Genomic DNA, 266 nt, shown 5'->3' on the forward strand with positions numbered 1-266 from the left:
GGCGCACCGCTGCGGCTCGTCGTGCCGGGCTATGCGGGCGTTCGTAGCGCCAAGTGGCTGACGCGCATCGAGGTGCGCGATCGCCCGTCCGATGCGCCGATCCAGGCCAAGGACTACAAGCTCTTTCCGGCGTCGGTAGCGAAGGAGGACGCGGATTGGGACCGGGGCCTGACGATCGAGGAGATGCCGCTCAACGCTGCGATCTGCGCCCCCGTGGACGGCGCGCATATCGGCGCCGGCGCATGCGAAATCGCGGGCTATGCGGT

At 69.2% G+C, this 266-nt stretch carries 1 protein-coding gene; it reads left to right on the plus strand.

Annotation, left to right across the window (positions count from 1 at the left end; translation table 11 throughout):
* Positions 1-266: molybdopterin-dependent oxidoreductase (locus AC0IYH_RS31955; RefSeq protein WP_471838300.1), on the plus strand; the 266-nt coding region annotated here is incomplete at both ends.

This window comes from Pseudomonas sp. AC463 (assembly GCF_979253585.1).